At 66.4% G+C, this 15,138-nt stretch carries 13 protein-coding genes and 1 pseudogene; 8 read left to right on the top strand and 6 right to left on the bottom strand.

Translation table 11 applies throughout. The annotated features are described in order from the left end of the window. Nucleotides 1-34 precede the first annotated feature (34 nt). On the top strand, nt 35-1,591 hold the full coding sequence (locus tag EET03_RS26830; RefSeq protein WP_075544655.1) for a phytoene desaturase family protein: 1,557 nt from the start codon (nt 35-37) through the stop codon (nt 1,589-1,591). A 79-nt stretch (nt 1,592-1,670) separates the two neighbouring features. On the opposite strand, the gene EET03_RS26825 is transcribed toward EET03_RS26830, so the two are convergent. The 3 genes from EET03_RS26825 to EET03_RS26815 form a co-directional block, all read right to left on the bottom strand. Further along, on the bottom strand, nt 1,671-2,003 hold the full coding sequence (locus EET03_RS26825) for a hypothetical protein (RefSeq protein ID WP_063473031.1): 333 nt from the start codon (nt 2,001-2,003) through the stop codon (nt 1,671-1,673). After that, nucleotides 2,000-3,550, bottom strand: a complete 1,551-nt coding sequence (locus EET03_RS26820) for an MBL fold metallo-hydrolase (protein ID WP_075544641.1) — start codon at nt 3,548-3,550, stop codon at nt 2,000-2,002. The genes EET03_RS26825 and EET03_RS26820 overlap by 4 nt, the downstream gene beginning before the upstream one ends. A gap of 72 nt (nt 3,551-3,622) precedes the next feature. After that, entirely contained in the window at nt 3,623-4,357 is a 735-nt protein-coding gene (locus tag EET03_RS26815) for a phosphotransferase (protein ID WP_063473033.1), read from the bottom strand. Between the two features lie 78 nt (nt 4,358-4,435). On the opposite strand from EET03_RS26815, the gene EET03_RS26810 reads away from it, so the two are divergent. From EET03_RS26810 to EET03_RS26780, 7 genes and pseudogenes are all read left to right on the top strand, one after another. Beyond that, nucleotides 4,436-5,215 (top strand): lysophospholipid acyltransferase family protein, encoded by a 780-nt coding sequence (locus EET03_RS26810; protein ID WP_075544639.1) that lies wholly within the window; start codon nt 4,436-4,438, stop codon nt 5,213-5,215. A 3-nt stretch (nt 5,216-5,218) separates the two neighbouring features. After that, nucleotides 5,219-5,974, top strand: coding sequence for a lysophospholipid acyltransferase family protein (locus EET03_RS26805; protein WP_075544638.1), 756 nt, complete (start codon nt 5,219-5,221; stop codon nt 5,972-5,974). A 22-nt stretch (nt 5,975-5,996) separates the two neighbouring features. Beyond that, nucleotides 5,997-6,770 (top strand): annotated as a pseudogene (locus EET03_RS26800) (lysophospholipid acyltransferase family protein); the annotation flags it as partial. Between the two features lie 77 nt (nt 6,771-6,847). Then, a complete protein-coding gene (locus EET03_RS26795; RefSeq protein ID WP_075544637.1) occupies nt 6,848-7,675 on the top strand; it encodes a Cof-type HAD-IIB family hydrolase in 828 nt (275 codons plus the stop codon). A gap of 121 nt (nt 7,676-7,796) precedes the next feature. Beyond that, a complete protein-coding gene (locus EET03_RS26790) occupies nt 7,797-8,504 on the top strand; it encodes a hypothetical protein (RefSeq protein ID WP_244232564.1) in 708 nt (235 codons plus the stop codon). Then, complete coding sequence (locus EET03_RS26785) at nt 8,501-9,667, top strand: glutathionylspermidine synthase family protein (RefSeq protein WP_075544636.1); 1,167 nt, start codon at nt 8,501-8,503, stop codon at nt 9,665-9,667. Before EET03_RS26790 ends, EET03_RS26785 begins: the two co-directional genes overlap by 4 nt. Before the next feature lie 52 nt (nt 9,668-9,719). Further along, nucleotides 9,720-10,175 carry a DUF350 domain-containing protein gene (locus EET03_RS26780; RefSeq protein WP_099193844.1) on the top strand — a complete coding sequence of 152 codons (456 nt, stop codon included), beginning with the start codon at nt 9,720-9,722 and terminating at the stop codon, nt 10,173-10,175. Between the two features lie 122 nt (nt 10,176-10,297). Here EET03_RS26780 and EET03_RS32065 read toward each other — a convergent pair whose 3' ends face one another. From EET03_RS32065 to EET03_RS26760, 3 genes are all read right to left on the bottom strand, one after another. Continuing rightward, a complete protein-coding gene (locus EET03_RS32065) occupies nt 10,298-12,223 on the bottom strand; it encodes a spermine/spermidine synthase domain-containing protein (protein WP_075544634.1) in 1,926 nt (641 codons plus the stop codon). Between the two features lie 22 nt (nt 12,224-12,245). Continuing rightward, nucleotides 12,246-13,877 (bottom strand): LGFP repeat-containing protein, encoded by a 1,632-nt coding sequence (locus EET03_RS26765; protein ID WP_208649144.1) that lies wholly within the window; start codon nt 13,875-13,877, stop codon nt 12,246-12,248. A 175-nt stretch (nt 13,878-14,052) separates the two neighbouring features. Further along, nucleotides 14,053-14,997 (bottom strand): hypothetical protein, encoded by a 945-nt coding sequence (locus tag EET03_RS26760; protein ID WP_063473044.1) that lies wholly within the window; start codon nt 14,995-14,997, stop codon nt 14,053-14,055. Nucleotides 14,998-15,138: the final 141 nt, after the last annotated feature.

Genomic DNA, 15,138 nt, shown 5'->3' with positions numbered 1-15,138 from the left:
TCCGTGCCAGCGTGCCTTGCTGGAGGGCAGGAGCATGTCTGATTACGACGCCATAGTCATCGGCGCCGGGCACAACGGGCTGACCGCGGCGGTGCTGCTGCAGCGGGCGGGGCTGCGAACCGTGTGCCTGGACGCCAAGCGCTACGCCGGCGGGATGGCCGCCACCGTCGAGCTGTTCGACGGGTACCGGTTCGAGATCGCCGGCTCGGTGCAGTTCCCGACGTCGGCGGTGGTCATCAGCGAACTCGGATTGGACACCTTGCCGACCGTAGATCTGGAAGTCATGTCGGTAGCGCTGCGCGGTGTCGGCGACGATCCGCTGGTCCAGTACACCGACCCGATGAAGATGTTCGCCCACCTCAACGAGGTGCACGGGGCGGACGCGGTCACCGGAATGGCGGGGCTGCTGGCGTGGGCACAGGCGCCGACACGGGCGTTGGGACGCTTCGAGGCCGGCACGCTGCCGAAGACCTTCGACGAGATGTATGCCTGCGCCACCAATGAATTCGAGCGTTCAGCCATCGACGACATGCTGTTCGGGTCGGTCACCGACGTGCTGGACCGCTACCTGCCGGACCGCCAGAAGCACGCCGCGCTGCGCGGCTCGATGACGGTGCTGGCCGTCAACACCATCTACCGCGGGCCGGCCACGCCGGGCAGCGCCGCCGCACTGGCCTTCGGACTGGGCATTCCCGACGGTGACTTCGTGCAGATGAAGAAGCTGCGCGGCGGCATCGGGGCGCTGACCACGCATCTGTGCCGGCTGCTGCAGAGCCACGGCGGCGAGGTCCGGTTGCGATCCAAGGTGGCCGAGATCCGCGTCGAGGGCGGCCGGGTGAGCGGCGTGCGCACCGAGGCCGGCGACATACTGAGCGCCCCCATCGTGGTCTCGGCCGTCGCGCCGGACGTCACGGTCAACGGGCTGATCGATCCCGCGGCGCTGCCCGCCGACATCCGGGAACGGTATGCGCGTATCGATCACCGCGGCAGCTACCTGCAAATGCACTTCGCCCTGGACGAGACTCCCAGCTTTACCGCGCCGTACCAGGCGCTCAACGATCCGACCATGCAGGCATCGATCGGCATCTTCTGCACGCCGGAGCAGGTGCAGCAGCAATGGGAGGAGTGCCGCCGCGGAATCGTGCCGGCCGACCCGACCGTCGTACTGCAGATCCCGTCGTTGCACGATCCGCAGCTGGCCCCGCAAGGCAAGCACTCCGCGTCGGCATTCGCCATGTGGTTCCCCATCGAAGGCGGTGCCGACTATGGCCGATCCAAGCTCGACATGGGCCAGCGCGTCATCGACAAGATCACCAGGCTGGCACCGAATTTCGCCGGCAGCATCACCAGGCACACCACCTTTACGCCCAAGCACATGGGGGTGATGTTCGGCGCTCCCGGCGGCGACTACTGCCACGGGCTGTTGCACCCGAACCAGATCGGCCCGAACCGGCCGGGTCCGAAAGGCTATATCGGGCAGCCTATCCCGATCGACGGGCTGTACCTAGGCAGTGCGGGATGCCACGGCGGGCCCGGAATCACGTTCATCCCGGGATTCAACGCCGGCCGGGCCGCCGTTGCCGATGGCTAGCTGCTAGCGATTCGCCGAGCGTGTTCTCGCGGCGAGAAAACGGCGTCGACTTCGCAGTGGATTCACGTTCGGCCAGAGGTTAACCGCGTTCGGCGAGCAACCCATCCAACAGCGCGACGAAATCGACCGGACGCGCTGGCGTGAAGGCGGGTTTCCACCGCGCCCCCGGAATGTCCAGGGTGATCAACGTCGACCTGAGGGGCCGGTTGACGTCCAGCGGTAGCCAGCGTTGCAGGTCCGAGCTGCCCCAGATACGGAACCGGTGGGTGAGCAGGCCCAGCGGCTCGGCCTGGTAGCCGCGGATGTCGGCTAACGCAATGACCTTGGCCGTGCCGGACGGAAAGTGGTACCGGCGCAACGTGAGCGCGGCACGGTCCAGCTGGACCACGCCGTCGTCGTAGAACTGCATCATGTTTTCGAACTCCGCAACTGGTGGCCGCGGGTGGTCAGGCAGCGTCCGTCGTCCAGCCGCCATTGCCACCCGTGCAGGTTGCAGGTCAACGTGTTGCCTTCCACCACACCGAATTTCGAAAGATCGGCTTTCAGATGGGGACAGCGCCGCTGAATCTCCCAGCCGTCCAGGGTGATCGATGCGCTGTTGTCGTGGGTCTCGGCGAACCAGCCGTCGGCGTAGGTGATCCGCTCGTTGGTCAGACATTTGAAGAACGTGTAGAGGTATTCGTTGTAACCTCCGACGCGCCAGGCCCGAAACCGGGTCGACAAGAAGATGGTGTTGACCCAGTCCGGTTCCCGGTCGCGCAGTACGGTGCGTACCAGCTCCGGCGCGATCGCGAACCCGTAGCGCATCTTTTCGTCGGGAATGCGTTCGCGCACCGTCCGTTTCGGAAAGTCCAAGACGACGGTCTCGGGGCCCAGGACCAGTTCCACCGGGTAGCCGATGCCGTCGCAAATCTGGTCGCTCTGCATCATGATCGGTTCGAACAGCGCGCGCAGCGGCTCCAGCAGCGGCTCGCCGCTGGCGGAGGCCCAGCCTGCCCGTTCGGCCGCGACGACCGGCGCCATCCGTTCCGCATAGTCTGCGATGTACATGGCCTTGCCGGTGGTGAAGATGGCTTCGACATCTTCGACTGGCAGTGGATGGCTCAGCGAATTCAGCTCCGCGCCGGTGAAATCCGCGACCGATCCCGGAATCATCAACAGGCCGCGATCGTGGCCATGGGTGCGCATCTGGTCCAGGAACACCATCTGGTCGGGAAAGATGTTGGCCGGGTCGCTGCCGTCGTCGTTGAGGTGGCGCAGTTCGGGGTCCAAGAAGCACGGTGGTCCGGCCGACGGGATCACCCAGGTAGCCCCGACCTGCGCGACGTACTGGCGAGCCCGGTCCATTCCGCGCTGCCGCTTCTGGGTGCCGAACGCTTCCTTGGCACGCGCCGGCATGTCGTAGACCATCGGGTACCAGATGGCGCCCGAATACTGCAGCATGTGCACGTCGATAGGGCCGAACTCCGATGCCAGCACGTCCAAATCGATCGGACGCGCATCGTTCATGTTGAACGCCGTCGTCTCGCCATCGGAAACCACCAGTGCCGAGTCCCCGATCGGACCGTCGGCCGGGGCTCGCAGCGCGATGATCATGATGTCCAGCTCGCCCTTGGGCCCGCTGAGCCGCTGCTTGACCGAGTCGGTGGTGTCGAAGAAACGGTGAAACCCTAACTTCTCCAGCTCATTTCGCAGATCGGGCACCGGAAAGTCGGGCAGCAGCACCACCGCGTCCTTGTTGACGTGGGCCCGCAGGTTCTCCGCGTCGAAGTGGTCCTTGTGCAGGTGGGAGACGTACAGATAGTCACAGTCGCCCACGGCGTCCCAGTCCAGTGCGCTGTTGTCCGGAAACGGGAACCAGGAAGTGAAGTAGGCCGGGTTGAGCCATGGGTCGCACAGAATGCTGCCCGCGTGGGTCTGGATCAGAAAGCCGGCGTGGCCGACGCTGGTGACCTGCACAAATACCTTTCCGTGCCGTTCAGAAGAGATCTACCTGCTGCGCGCCTGGGGGCGCGAAATGCAGCATCGAGCTTAGCTTGCGTCGATATCTTCGGCCTGCCACAACCGTCGGTAGTAATCCAGGCGCGGCGGGTCCGGCTCGACTCCGTAGGCTTCGAAGAACACCGTGTCCCAGCCCCGCCCGGGGTAGTTCCAGCCCAGCGACAGTGTTGCTACCGCGAGGTCGGCCCACCGATCGGCCACGCCCATGGCGTCGACGTCGACATGTCCGCAGCACCGGCCGTGCTCATCGATCAGCGTGTTGGGCGAACACGCGTCGCCGTGGCAGACCACCACCCGATCGACCGGCGGGGGGTCGCCGAGCTTCGCACGCCAGGCCGGGGAAAGCCGGGCCAACCGGCCGGCCGCCGACCAGTCGAACGGACACGACGAGACCGGCAGCGTGCCGTGCAGTGTGCGCAACCCCACAGCAATCGCCCGCACCGCCACGTCAGGTGCCGCCAGCCAGCGAGGGTGCACCGCCGAAACACCGGGCAGCCCACCGGTGCGCAGCCATGCCCGGTCTCCGTCGAGGCCGAAACCCAATACCGGCGGCACCGGCGTGTACTGCGCCGCCCAGCGCAACCGCCGCGCTTCGTCGGCAAAATCGACCGTGCCCGCTTCGGCTACCTTGACGAATTCGGTGCCGGGACCGATCCGGAAGGTGACGCCGCCGAGTTCATTGGTCCAGACGGCGCGCACGCGCCGGCCGGCAGCAAATCTGCGGACAACCGCAGGCACGGCCGGCGGTGACGTCGGGAAAGACATGGGAAGGGAAGGCCGCCTCTCTTTGCCTCTCTTTTCCGGCTTCAGCCTTGGCGGCCCGGAGCACTAGGCTGGACAGCTGTGGAGCCGGTATACGGGACTATCATTCAGCTTGCCCGCTTGACCTGGCGCATCCAGGGTCTCCGGATCACCGTCACAGGTGTGGAGAATGTACCGGCCAGCGGTGGCGCAGTCATCGCGATCAACCACACCGGATACCTGGACTTCACCTTCGCAGGTTTGCCCGCTTACCAGCAGGGCCTCGGGCGCAAGGTGCGGTTCATGGCCAAACACGAAGTCTTCGAGCACAAGGTCACCGGCCCGATCATGCGTCGGCTGCGGCACATCCCGGTCGACCGGCAGGAAGGGGCAGCGTCCTACGAGGCGGCGGTCCGGATGCTCAAGGATGGTGAGCTGGTCGGCGTCTATCCAGAGGCCACGATCAGCCGCAGCTTCGAGATCAAGGAATTCAAGTCGGGTGCCGCCCGGATGGCGGTTGAGGCCGGTGTGCCGATCGTTCCCCACATCGTGTGGGGCGCGCAACGGATCTGGACGAAGGGCCACCCCAAAAAGCTGTTGCGTCCGAAGGTGCCGATCGCGGTCGTCGTCGGCGAACCGATCGAACCGACACTGGGCACCGCCGAACTGAACAAGTTGCTGCACTCGCGGATGCAGCATTTGCTGGAACGGGCGCAGCAGCTGTACGGACCACATCCGGCCGGTGAGTTCTGGGTACCGCACCGGCTGGGCGGCGGTGCACCATCGCTGGCCGAGGCGGCCCGGATGGACGCGCAGGAGGCGGCGGCGAAGGCGGCTCGCCGTGCTCAGCGTATCGATCCGGCCGGGGCCGCGGAGCAGTGACCGATGGCCGAGCCGACCTTTCGCACCCTGGAGATCCTGGCCAAGTTGCTGGTGCTGGCGACCGGAACCCGGATCACCTATCTCGGTGTGGAAAACGTGCCCGAGCGGGGCGGCGCCGTGGTCGCGATCAACCACACCAGCTATGTCGACTGGCTGCCGGCCGCGCTGGCCATGAATCGTCGGCGCCGCCGGATGAGATACATGATCAAGGCCGAGATGCAGCGGGTGAAGGTGGTCAATTTCTTGATCAAACGCACCCGGACCATCCCGGTGGACCGGGGTGCCGGCGCCGACGCCTATGCGGTGGCGGTGCAGCGGCTTCGGGAAGGTGAACTGGTCGGCGTCTATCCGGAGGCGACGATCAGCCGCAGCTTCGAGCTCAAAGAGTTCAAGTCCGGGGCCGCCCGGATGGCGCTGGAGGCAGACGTCCCGATTGTTCCCGTTATTGTTTGGGGTGCCCAGCGGATCTGGACCAAAGGCCATCCCCGGCGCATTGGACGCACCAAAGTGCCGGTCATTGTGCAGGTGGGACCGCCGTTTCCGGCCCGCGGCAATATCGCGCAGACCGATGCTGCTCTGCGGGAGGCGATGACCGGGCTGCTACACCAGGTGCAGCAACGGTATCGACATCCGCCCGGGGCGTACTGGGTGCCGCGCCGACTCGGTGGCGGTGCGCCGACGCCGGCCGAGGCGGCTCGGTTGGATGCTGACGAGGCGGCGGCGAAAGCCGCCGGCCGTGCACCGCATCAGTCGCGGTAGCGGTGGAAGGAGAACACAAGAAATGGCAGAGCCATTTTTCCGAATGATGGAGTTTCTTGTCCCATCGATTGTCGCGGCCAATGGAAACAAGATCACCTACTACGGCCTGGAGAATATTCCTGAGCGTGGCGGCGCCTTGATCGCCCTCAACCACACCAGCTACGTGGACTGGATTCCCGCCTCGATCGCCGCCAAGCAGCGCAGGCGACGGTTGCGGTTCATGATCAAGGCCGAAATGCAGGAGGTGAAGGCGGTCAACTACGTGATCAAGCATGCCCAGCTGATTCCGGTGGACCGCTCCGAGGGTGCCAATGCCTATGCGGTGGCGGTGCAGCGGCTGCGCGAGGGCGAACTGATCGGATTGCACCCGGAGGCGACCATCAGCCGCAGCCTGGAACTGCGGGAGTTCAAGACCGGGGCGGCCCGGATGGCGCTGGAGGCGCAGGTGCCGATCGTTCCCATGATCGTCTGGGGTGCACACCGCATCTGGCCCAAAGACCAACCAAAGGACCTATTCCGCAACAAGATTCCGATCACCGTGGCGGTCGGGCCGCCGTTGCGGCCCCAGGACGATGCGGTGACGCTCAACGCCACGTTGCGCCAGGCGATGGAATCGATGCTGTATTGGGTGCAGGAACAGTATCCGCATCCGCCGGGGGAGCACTGGGTGCCCAGGCGGCTCGGTGGCAGTGCGCCCAGCCCGGAGGAGTCGAAGGCCTACCGCATTGCTGAGTTGGCTGAGCGAGCGCGAAAACGTGAGCAGGCCCGCATGACATCGCAGAGTCGCAGCAGAATCGCCGAACTGGCCCAGCGCGCGCGCAGCCGCGGGCACCACGGAGTGACCTCGCCCAGCCGCAGCAAAGGCGTACCGCACTGACGACGCCGCCGGGCCCGCCGGCGCTCATCGCGTGCGACGTCGACGGCACCCTGCTCGACGATGACGAAACCGTCACCGCGCGCACCCGCGCGGCGGTGCGCGCCGCCGTCGCCGGCGGCGCGACGTTCATCCTGGCCACCGGCCGCCCGCCGCGCTGGGTGCGCCCGGTTGTCGACGCACTCGGCTTCGCGCCGATGGCGGTGTGCGCCAATGGCGCGGTCATCTATGACCCCGCCACCGATCGAGTGGTATCGGCGCACACCCTGTCCGTGGATGCTCTAGCCGCCCTGGCCGAGATCGCCCGGCGGGTCATCCCCGGTTCCGGGTTGGCCGTCGAGCGCATCGGCGACCGTGCGCACGATACGGCGACCCCGCAGTTCGTCAGTTCGCCGGGCTACGAGCATGCCTGGCTGAACCCGGACCACACCGAGGTGTCGATCGAAGATCTGCTCAGCGCGCCCGCGATCAAGCTGCTGATCCGCAAGACCGGCGCCACCAGCGCGGAGATGGCGGCCCGGCTGGCCAAACATCTCGGGACCGCAGGTGAAATCACCTATTCGACCAACAATGGGCTGGTCGAGGTCGTTCCGCTGGGCATCAGCAAGGCCACCGGTGTGGCAGAGATCGGCCGGCCCCTGGGGATCGCCGAGGCGGACGTGGTGGCTTTCGGTGACATGCCCAATGACGTGCCGATGCTGCTGCGGGCCGGGCTCGGGGTGGCGATGGGCAATGCTCATCCCGACGCGCGCGCCGCCGCAAACGAGGTCACCGCTCCCAACACCGCCGACGGCGTCGCGCGGGTGCTGGAGCGCTGGTGGTCCTGATCCTGACGGCGCCGCTGATGTGGGAGACTGCCCGCGTGCCGGCGTACCAGCCTGATACTCGCCCCCTGGGCGGGAGGTGTGTCGCCACGCCGGGCCAGTTACCCGGACCGGAGGAGAGCTAGTGGGGTCGGAACCAGACCCGCCCGTCAGCAGCCGACCCGACGACGAGCAGAGCGGGCCTGCCGGGCGGCGCGAGGATGCGCAGCCGGCGTCGGAGGACGAGCCCGCCGCCGCTGCCGAGCGGTCCGACGACACGCAGCCGGTTGCGGATGTCGAATCAGCAGGGGACGCACCGGCCAAGCGCCGGGCCGGCGGCAGCATCCAGTATCAGGACGCGGAAACCTCGCGGCCACGGCCTCCGACGCCGGCCGAACTGCGGGCACGACGGAGGTACGAGGACAAGCAGCGCGAGATCGAAGAGGCTCGGCTCGAGGCGGAGGCCAAGCGCGCCAAGCAGAAGCGTGTCCTGATGGGCGCCGCTGCCGGCGTCGGGGTGGTGGGTCTGGTGGCTGGCCTCGGGTACTGGTTGTTGACGCCCGAGCATGTCACCGCCCAATGCGTCCGGGACGACCCGAATGGTCAACCGGTGATCGTCCCCGACAGCTACTGCACCGGCCATACCGCCGGCCTCAACGGATTCTTTTTCTACGGCGGACATCAGTACCGGTACTACTACGGCAGCTCCGGTACGGTCGGTCAACGACCCAGTGGTGGCACCACGGTTGCGCCGAAGGGCGCCACGATCACCACCAAGTCCGGTACCACCATTTCGCGCGGCGGGCTCGGCGGCAGCGGCGGCAAGGGCGGCGGCGGGAGCAGCGGCTCGTGAAACGCGCCAGGACACAGCCGCGTCCCAACTGGCGATCCATCATCGAATCCCAAGGCCTGGTGTACGGCACGCCGGCGCGCGATGCGACCGGCGCCGACCGGCCGTACTGGGACGAGTCGGTGTACTACGAGTTCGACATGGATGAGATCTTGGCGCTGGAAGCCGATGTCGAACTGCTGCACTCGATGTGCCTCAATGCCGTCGAGCACGTGGTCCTGATGGAGCGGTACGCCGATTTCGGTCTGCCCGAATGGAGTTGGCCGTTCATCGCCGAATCGTGGCGGCGCTCCGACCCGCATGTGTACGGCCGCTTCGACTTACGTTACGACGGTCGCCGGCCGGCTGCATTGCTCGAATACAATGCCGACACCCCGACCACACTGCTGGAGGCCGCAATCCTGCAGTGGTATTGGCTGAAGGACAAGTTCCCCGCCGACGACCAGTGGAACTCGTTGCACGAACAGCTCGTCGACCGCTGGAAGGCGGTCGCTGATCTGTTGCCCGGCAACGAACTTCACTTCACCTGGTCGGGCGTAGAAGCGACCGGCGAAGACCAGATCACGACGACGTACCTGCAGGAGACCGCGGCTGAAGCCGGTTTTCAGACCGTCGGCTTGATGATCGAGGACGTCGGCTGGGATGCCGCGCTGGAGCGATTCGTCGATCTGGAAGAGGCGCCGATCGACGCCATCTTCAAACTGCACCCGTGGGAATGGGTGCTCGATGACCAGTTCGGCAAGCACGTGGTATCGAGCCTGCCGCAGACGATGTGGATCGAGCCGCTGTGGAAGGCGCTGTTATCCAACAAGACGATCCTGGCGGTGTTGTGGGAGATGTATCCCGGGCACCCGAACCTGCTGCCCGCCTACATCGACGACCCGCATGAACTCACCGAATACGTTCGCAAGCCCAAGCTGGGTCGCGAAGGCGCAAACATCACGATCGTCGGCGCCGGCCTGGAGACCGCTACCGGCGGCGTCTACGGCGAAGAGGGCTTCGTCTACCAATTGCTGGATCCGCTACCGGAATTCGACGATATGCGTCCGGCGTTGGGCGCATGGATCGTTGGTGACTCGTCGGCGGGTCTGGGCATCCGGGAGACCGCCGGACTGGTCACCGACGATGGCGCGGCCTTTGTCCCACACCGGATTCCGCTCAAGTGAACATCTCCGCCAAAATGAACCTTCCGCGAAAATGAAACGGAGCTGATCTTCGATGACGACATCCATCGTGGCGCTGCATTCGGACTACTGGAGTCGGCTCGGTCGCGGGGTCGGCGCCGTCGTGTTGTACTCGATCCTCGGTCTGGTGCTGATGATCATCGGGTTTCACGCCATCGACTTCACCACCCCGGGACCGTTGCGCAAGATGGTCCGTGCGGGTAAGCCCAACGCCATCATCGTGGCCGCCGCCGGGATGGTGAGCATGGCGCTCATCGTGGTGCTGGCGATCTATTCGTCGTCGGGCAGGCTGGCCGAGGGGCTGCTGGCGTCGGCGACCTTCGGCGTCGTGGGCATCGCCGCGCAGGTGGTGATGATGCGGATCGCGACGCTGGTCATCGGAATCGACATGGATACGCTGTTCCAGGCCGACGAATACAGCTACGAGTGCCTCATCGTGGCGGCGGCGCAGTTCGCGTTGGGCATCGTGGTGGCGGTGGCGATTCTGTGAGGCGACAGTGAGTTCGACGCGGCCGCGGAATAGTGCGAGTGGGCCTCGCGCTGACGTAGATCTCGGCGACAACCACTGTGGGCCTTAGACTTGGAGCGTTGCGCGGTAGTCTCTTTCACCACCTAGCCGCGCAGCGATTTGGGTGCAACCGTGCAGCCGGCCAGCGAATCGGCGTCGATGGTGCGGGGCCGGTACGCCAACCCGGGCAATCGCGCCGTCATCGCCGCGATGGGATCTTCGGGAATGGGGCCGGAGAGGCCGGACAGAAAAGCCCACTCGTGCTCGTCGCTACCGAAATAAACCACGGTGTCGAAGGTTTCGTGAAAGCGCCGCCAAGCCCGGCGCAGTGACTCGTTACGCCATAGCGTCGGGCAACCGGCCTGGGAAACGACCACACGGCCGATCACGCGGCATCGCCTGAGGAAGTCGACGTCGTACAACCGGTTGTGCTGGGCGAGCCCGGTGCGCTCGTCGGGCAGATCGACCACGACGACGTCGTAGCACTCGGTGGACTGCTCCACAAATTCCCTGCCGTCGCAGTAATGTACGGCGACCGGGCCGAATCCTTGTTCGGCCCTGCGCAGTTCGTCCGTCGGGTAGCCGTAGGGCAGATGCTCGGCGCAGAGCCGAACGGCATCTCGATCGATGTCGACGTGATCGACATGTGTCGCTCCGGCGGCCACCGCCAGCTGACATACCACACCTTCGCCGGAACCGATGACCAGTATTCGGTCGATCCGCTCCGCCAACAGCAGCGCCGGCACCAGCAACGCCTCGTGATACACCAGCTGGCTGAGCTCGGTGCTCTGCCGTTCGCCGTCACTGAACAACGCCACACCCTGGGCTGTTTTGCCGATCAGCAGTTGCTGGAATGGGGTACGTGCCTCACAGATGACCTCGTGCAGTTGCCAATGTCGGCTGAGTCCGGGCGCCAGCGGTTCGATGATCTCCCGGCCCGGTGCTGCGACACCGGCTCCACCCACGAAATGGGTTGGCAGCGGTGTAAATCCGTTGAACTCGACCGATGCGTAGCTCGCGGTGTAGGCCCCGGCATCGTCGATCTGCACGCCGTCGCCGGGACGCAGCGTCACCGGAAGGGGGTAGCTGCGGTAGAGCACGTCGTCGCCGTCGCAGGTCGGTCCCGCGAGCACCGCATCGGCGACGGGGTCGCCGTCCCGGTCGGTCGTCAGGCGATAACGGATGTACTCGTTCTCGGTTTCCGCAAGACCCTGGTAGCGACCGATGTCGAGGTACACCCAGCGGTGACCATCGGTACCGGTCCGCACCGACACCACTTCGGCGCTGATGACACCCGCTGAGCCCACGATCGCGCGGCCGGGTTCGATCACCAGCCTGGGATGACGGGCGCCGAAATGACGTTCCAGCGCCGACCTGATGGTATCGGCAACGGCGCTTAATCCTGGCGCATCGGTGGCATAGGCGATCGGGAAGCCGCCGCCGGCGTTGACCGTCGTGAGGCCGTCGAACTCAGCGAATATGCCAGCGGCACAACGTATCCCGAGCTCCCACGCGGCCGGGTCGAGCTGTTGGGAACCGACGTGAAAGCAGACTCCCTCGGGGCGCAAGCCCAGTTGCCGGGCATGATTGAGCAGCCCGGCGGCCTCCTCGGGAGCACAGCCGAACTTGTGGCCGAACGGCGTGACCGACGACGGAAACGCCGGAGCGATACGGCATTCCACGCCGGCTCCGGGGGCGTGCTCGGCGATTGCCGTCAGGCCCGCAACGGTGTCGAACGCGAACCGCCGCACTCCGCTTGCCGACGCCTGCGCCACCGCCGAGGGCTTCTTGACGGTGTTGCCGAATGTCAGCCGGCCACCGTCGATCCCGGCGGAACGGCACGCGTGGATCTCGCCGACCGAAGCAACGTCGAATGCGGCCCCTTCGGCCGCGAGCAGCCGCAGGATGGGTTCGCTCGGGTTCGCCTTGACCGCGTAGCGGATCGAAGCGCCGGGCAGCGCGGCTTGCAGCCGCGCGAAATTGTCGCGCACCCGAGCCAGGTCGATCGTCAGATACGGCGTCTCGGGCACGAGACGCAAGACTAACCGGATCTCAGTTCACTGGATGCGTTGGCAGCGAGAAGTGTTCGGGAGGGACTGCGGGGCCGCTCGGGGGTTGAGTCGACAGCGGTGTCGTGATTCCGTCGACGACCTCGGTGACATTGCCGGTCAGCCGTTCGAAGTTCAACACCCCATGCTGGAAGTTCTGCGTGATCCGCAGCGGTTCTTGGATTTCGGCGCTGGTCGGCAGCCCGAGCGGCCCGCGTTCGTAGCTCAGCGAAGCCCAGGCATCGTAAATCGCACCGGTGACCGGCTGCGCGCCGGTGTCGGGCGACCAGTACATCGCTCCCTTGGCGAAGGTCGCGTACCGGGCCGCACCCGCCGCTTCGGCCTCGGGCGAGGTCGGTGCGCCCAGCACGCTGTTCATCCCGCCCAGCGCCTGCCAGTCTTCGTAGATCACGCCACCCTCCAGCGCCTTGAGCAACTCCTCGGGGGGGTCGTTGAAATGCGCGGCGATGTCCCGGATTTCGTCCATCAGGGCGTAACCGGCATTGCCCGGGCAGTCGGTGTTGCCGACGTCGCGGTGGGTGAAGATGGCCGGCAACCGCGCTATCGCACCAGCCGGAAAAGTGGTGTAGGAGCTGCCGGCCGACTCCAGTTCCACGGTGCCCTTGGGGTCGACGTCGTCCATGCCCAGCCGCCAGCCGAGCAGTCGCCCGACGGCGCGGAGTTGCAGCGGTGTCGGCGCGACGTCGTCGAAGTTGCCGATCATCGCCACACCCCAGGTGTCGCGGTTGAATCCGCCGGTGTGGAACGCCTCGACCGGTTTGGTGAGGCCGCCGGCACTGCCCTCGAACACCTGGCCGTACTTGTCGACCAGCGCGTTGTAGGCGATGTCGCACCAGCCCAGCGTCTTGCTGTGATACGTGTAGATGGCCTTGACGATCCCGGCGGACTCCAGGGGCGAATAATCGTTGCTGCCGGCGGTGTGGTGAATCACCGCGGCGCGAACCGCCCGGTCGTATTGCGGGCTACCGCAGCGCAGCGATTCGTCGGCGCCCCATTCCGCACGGCTGATGATGGGCGGCGCTTGGCCGGGCATCGTGACCCCGGTCGGTGGTGTCCACTGCGTTCGGGCCGGCGCCCGCGGTGGCGAGATGAGGATCGCCGAGATGTTCTGCCCGAACGGCTGCTCCTTGGTGGCCGGACGATAGCCCAGGCCGGCCGGGTTCGTTTCGGCAGCGACCGGCGGCTGGGTCACCGGCGCATCGACCGGGCGGGTGACCGCGACCTGGACGGTCGTTGTGGTGCCGACGAACACCGGATCGGTGCTGCGCGGCCCCTCACCGGGTTCGGAGCCCGGCGCGTCGGGCGCCGCGGTTTCATACTCGGCTTGGTACCACGGCCCCCACGACCCGTCGGGGCGTTTGGCCCGCACGCGCGTCGAGGTACTGGTCAGGTCACCGGTCAATGCGACCAACGAAAACGGCGTGTCCTGAGTCAGTTCGCGTACCGTGACGCCGCCGCCGAGGCCGATCAGCGGCTTCTCGACGAGTTGGGTGTCCTGCGCCGGTGGTCGCTCATGGATGCTGTGAGCGGGACGGTTCAGCACCCACGCGACGATGACCACCGTGGCGGCGAAAGCGGTGACCAGCATCGTCGGGGCACGGCTGCGAGACGCCACCAGGTGATGTTACTTGTGTGTCTAATGTTTCTAATGAGACGACACGGTATTTATGTGGAAAACCTGTCGACGACACCGCAGAGTGTGTTGACGTGCTGGACGGTCTGCCGTCCGGGGCGACTCTGCGGTGTCGTCAGGTGACAGGTCCCTAGGTTTTTCTTGAGGCTGCAGGGTCTCAGGCGACCGGCGTTGTCGGCGCTGCCGGTGGTGCCACCACCGGTACGGCGGCCGCCGGCACCGCGGGCGGGGTCACGGCGGGCGCACCGACGGCAGGTGCGCCAGCGGCCGGCGCCGCCGCGCCGCCGTTCTGGATGGCCTGCATGATGGACGGCATCAGCACGCCCTTCAGCAGGTCGATGGCCTGCCCGGCGCCCAGCTGATTGGCCGCCTGCATCACGTCGTTGAGGAGCCCGCCGCCGCCGCTGCTGGCTGCGCCACCGCCGGTGCCGATCGGGCTGGTCGCCGGCCCGTAGCCGGTGCCTGGCCCGTAGCCCAACGACGGGTCTCCCAGGATCGGGTAGGTGCCGTCGGCGCCCGGGTCCAGACCGGCCGGTGTCGTGATGGGAATCTCGTTGGCGCCGCCGCCGAGTGCGGGGTCCAGCCCCGTCGGGCTGGTCAGGCCCGGCGTGGCTCCGGTGGGGCTGGTCAGCGCGGGATTCACGGCTGTCCCCGGTGTCGGTGGCGTCAAGGTGGTACCCGGCAGGGCCAGCGATCCCGGCGTCGACGGCGTCAAACCCGTCGGACTGGTCAGGCCCGGGCTGGTGAGCCCCGGGCTGGTGAGCCCCGGGCTGGTGAGACCCGGACTGGTCAGCCCCGGGCTGGTGAGACCCGGGCTGGTGAGGCCCGGACTGGTCAGCCCGGTGCCGGCGGCACCGCTGCCGGTCAGGCTTGGCACCGGCGGCAGGTTGATACCGAACTGCGAAAGCCCTTGCGACAGGGCGGACATCAGCTCGCCGGGCAAGTCGGCCACGCTTGCCGCCCGGACAAACTCGTGGTGCTCGGGCGGTTTGCTTCCCGCGGTCGATTCGTAAACGAGAAAGTATGCACAAGGACTCGCAACTGCCAGGGCCGCGACTGCGCTCATGGTGGTCGAGAGCTTGCGTCGGCGTCGATTCGGCACGGAAGTCTCCTCAATCTGGACTATTTATCGCGTCGGCTCCCTCGCCGTCGTCGACGGAAGGAAACCCACAAGGTCGATGGTACGAGTGAGGCTTGTGTGACTAGAGTGGCTATATCGAATCGTGAGGCAATCGCACCAAAG

The sequence above is a fragment of the Mycobacterium innocens genome (assembly GCF_900566055.1).
Classification (GTDB): Bacteria; Actinomycetota; Actinomycetes; order Mycobacteriales; family Mycobacteriaceae; genus Mycobacterium; species Mycobacterium innocens.
Note: the sequence above shows the minus strand (reverse complement) of the source record. Positions and strands in the feature narration are given on the sequence as shown.

Coding starts and splice junctions, on each gene's coding strand:
- EET03_RS26780 (WP_099193844.1), top strand. CDS start 9,720: ATGACGACATCCATCGTGGCGCTGCATTCGGACTACTGGAGTCGGCTC.
- EET03_RS26815 (WP_063473033.1), bottom strand. CDS start 4,357: ATGTCTTTCCCGACGTCACCGCCGGCCGTGCCTGCGGTTGTCCGCAGA.
- EET03_RS26805 (WP_075544638.1), top strand. CDS start 5,219: ATGGCCGAGCCGACCTTTCGCACCCTGGAGATCCTGGCCAAGTTGCTG.
- EET03_RS26830 (WP_075544655.1), top strand. CDS start 35: ATGTCTGATTACGACGCCATAGTCATCGGCGCCGGGCACAACGGGCTG.
- EET03_RS26825 (WP_063473031.1), bottom strand. CDS start 2,003: ATGATGCAGTTCTACGACGACGGCGTGGTCCAGCTGGACCGTGCCGCG.